This window comes from Thiobacillus sp. (assembly GCF_024708915.1).
Genome location: NZ_JANJXQ010000140.1, coordinates 1 through 3,525, shown reverse-complemented (window position 1 = coordinate 3,525; position 3,525 = coordinate 1). Strand labels below are relative to the sequence as shown.

Below are 3,525 nucleotides of genomic sequence, written 5' to 3'. Positions count from 1 at the left end.
GCATTATCTCGGCGGCGAGCGGCCCACCCCCAAGGCCCTGCGCCAGCACGGCGAACGCCACGCGCCCTGGCGTACCGTCGCCACCTGGTATCTGTGGCGCAGTCTCGATCCGGCGGTGGTGCAGTACTGATCCTGTTTTTTGGTGGGAGGAGGCGAATATTGGCGGGTTGGGTTGTCTGCATTGGGTCAAAATGAGAAACCTAGGTCGATTGTAGTGTTCGGCTCTTGTTCGGCCGAAGCGGCTGTTGTTGAATTCTCGAAATCAGACTGCAATACGTCGATTTGCTGACGTTTAGTCGACGTGTTGGAGTCGGCACGCTTGGCGTCAAAAGTCATACACTCCTGTCTTGTATGCCGCTCCGCTCCAATCTGATGGCGGCGTAATAACAACCTCATAAAGAGTTCGTCACAAGCATGTCTGACTATGACTTTAAGCCGCTAAATGACAAGGAGTTCGAAATCCTATGTGCCGACCTGATAGGCGAGGTGAAAGGCGCTCGGATCGAGCGATTTAAGGCAGGTCGGGATGCTGGGGTTGACGGACGGTTTTTTGCCAGCGAAGGCAAAGAGGTGATTCTGCAGTGCAAACACTGGAGTAACACCCCGTTGAGGCAACTCGTTCGCACACTAGAGTTTAAGGAGAAACCAAAGCTAGATAAGTTGAAGCCACACCGATATTTACTTGCGGTTTCCAACGCGCTTTCACGCGCAGACAAGAAGACGATTCTCCGTGCACTTGCTCCCCACATCGCCTCAGAAAGCGACATTTATGGGAAAGAGGACCTAAACGATTTACTCAAAGATAATGCCCACATCGAACAAAGGCACTACAAGCTCTGGCTTCATAGCTCCAGCGTTCTCGGGCACATCATTAACAGCGCAATTTTGGGTAGAAGCGCGTTTTCACTTGAGGAAATAATTCGCTCGTCTTCGCGGTATGTTGTAACCGCGAACCACCAAGCAGCGCTGAATATCTTGTCCAGACTAGGTGCGGTCATAATCACAGGAGAACCCGGAGTTGGCAAGACTACTTTGGCAGACCATCTATGCTTGCATTACGTCGCCCAAGATTTTGCCTATCTGAAAATTGCCGACGACATTCGAGAGGCGGAGTCGGCATTCGATCCAGAAAAAAAGCAGATTGTGTACTTTGATGATTTCTTGGGACGCAATTATTTGGACGCTCTTAGAGGACACGAAGGCAGTCACATTACGCAATTCATTCGACGGGTAGCAGCTAACAAGAATAAGCGATTCGTACTTACGTCAAGAAGTACGATCTTGAATCAAGGTAAATTCCTAATTGATAGCCTTGAGCACAGTAACATTCGGCGAAACGAATACGAAATAAAGATTCAGTCTCTCTCTGAACTAGATAAGGCGCAGATTCTTTACAACCACATTTGGCATTCAGGCCTTGAAAGCGAATACGTCGAGGAACTCTATGTTGATAGGCGGTACCGCAAGATCATTGAACATAAGAATTTCAATCCTCGTTTGATCAGCTTGGTTACTGATGTTACGAGACTAGATACATGTCCTCCCGCCGACTATTGGAAATACATCGTTCAGTCGTTAGCCAACCCATCCCAAGTTTGGGAAAATCCCTTCGTCGCGCAGCAAGATGACTTCTGTCGCGCAATCATATTCTTGGTGGTACTCAATGGGCATGCGCTTGATGAAAGTGCCCTCGCTGAGGCATATCACCGCTACATTGCTTTGCACGAAAATCAGCATCTTCATGGCCGACACGAATTCCAGTCCAATATCCGATTGCTTACCGGATCATTTCTCAATAGGGCGATTTCTTCGCATGGACCATCGATAATCGACCTTTTCAATCCGTCCATTGGCGATTACGTATTGAGACGGTATGCAGGTGATGTGGTTGCATTGCGTCTTGGGTTGCAGAGCCTTGGAACTCTCCGATCAACGATAACATTAAGAAGCCTTCAAGGTGACGGCTTGCTGTCTAGAGCAAATGTCAAGATCATTTGCGAGGCATTGTTTGAATATTTCACCGCGGCGATGTTTGACGGGGTAAGTGTCGCGTATATTTCGGCGCTCTTTGATGTCTATAAGGGATGTGAAGGCTTAAAAGACCCGCCATCGTCGGCCTTGCATGCAACTGTCTTGTTTATTCTCAATGAAGGCGTGGGCGAGGCAACTGATTATTCTTTCAGCGTCATCGAGTGGGGATTAAGCCAACACATCGTGACACCCGAGCAGGCTTTGAGCTTTGTCTCGGGCAACATTGAAATAGCTGAATCAGCGACCGAAATCCAAGCTATGTCATCGCTCTTGTTGGCGATTCCTGAGGAGACTCCAGGATATGGCCAGAACGTACAAGCAGCGAAAGAGCACGTGCTCGATATGGTATCGGATTGCTTTTCCGATTTCATAGATGTGGACTCCGCTTTTTCCCGAGTTGAGTACGGCGATGTTCATGCCGCTAGCAACGAATTGTCGAGATTAGTTGAAGAAGAGCTCGTTGATCTGGGCGTGGATGTCTGTGCAGACGACATTGCCCGTGTCTTGGATTCCTATGACGTAATTGATGGGTTGCATAGCTATTTTGAGAACTCCTACGATGGCGGTGATCGGGAGGTAGAAGGACCATTAATGCATGTTGTCGACGAAATCGAAGATCTATTTGATAGAGGCTGAAGAACGTCGTACCGTCAAGGTCGGAAACTGGACACATTACTGACGAAACGTGTGAGGTTTACCAATGGCCGAAAAGACCGAAGAAGAGCCGCCGCCCGCTATTGGCACCGGCTTGCGCTTGGCGCAGATAACCGTCATCAGCCGGATTGAGTACGGATGTTCGCCTGTCGGGTGGAATCGATTGCAAATACTTCAGTTTCCAATCTCGGCGACCACCGGCGCGTGATCCGACGGCCGTTCCAGTTTGCGCATGTCGCGGTCGATGGTGCTTGACGTGCAGGCAGCGGCCAGTGGCTCGCTGAGAAGAATGTGATCGATCCTGAGGCCGTGGTTGCGGCGAAAGCCCATCATGCGGTAATCCCACCAGCTGAAGCTTTTTTCCGGCTGCTCGAACAGGCGGAAGCTGTCTTTCAGGCCCAGCGCCAGCAACTTGCGGAAGCGTTCGCGTTCGGGCTCCGATACCAGCACGCTGTCCTTCCACGCCTCGGGGTCGTGCACGTCGCGGTCTTCCGGTGCGACGTTGTAGTCGCCCAGAACGGCGAGTTTGGGCTGGCGAACCAGTTCGTCCTTCAGCCAGGCGGCAAGGGCGTCGAACCAGGCGAGCTTGTAGGGATATTTGTCGGAATCGAGGCTTTGTCCGTTGGGGCAATACACGCACACCAGGCGCACGCCGTCGACGGTGGCGGCGATGACGCGCTTCTGTTCGTCCTCCAGCCCCGGAATGCCGATCTGTACGTCGAGCGGTTCGGCGCGGCTGACGATGGCAACGCCGTTGTAGGTTTTCTGCCCGGCGAAGGCGACGCGGTAGCCGGCCGCCTCCAGTTCGGCAACCGGAAAATTGTCGTCGGTGAGCTTGGT

Annotated in this window: 2 protein-coding genes; one reads left to right on the top strand and one right to left on the bottom strand. The window is 51.6% G+C overall.

Features of this window, described 5'->3' with window-relative positions; genetic code table 11:
- Window positions 1-414 precede the first annotated feature (414 nt).
- Complete coding sequence (locus Q0L94_RS10220; protein WP_296753025.1) at window positions 415-2,667, top strand: restriction endonuclease; 2,253 nt, start codon at window positions 415-417, stop codon at window positions 2,665-2,667.
- 192 nt (window positions 2,668-2,859) lie between these two features.
- On the opposite strand, the gene xth is transcribed toward Q0L94_RS10220, so the two are convergent.
- A partial coding sequence (gene xth, locus Q0L94_RS10215) for an exodeoxyribonuclease III (protein ID WP_296753024.1) occupies window positions 2,860-3,525 on the bottom strand: 666 nt, incomplete at its 5' end.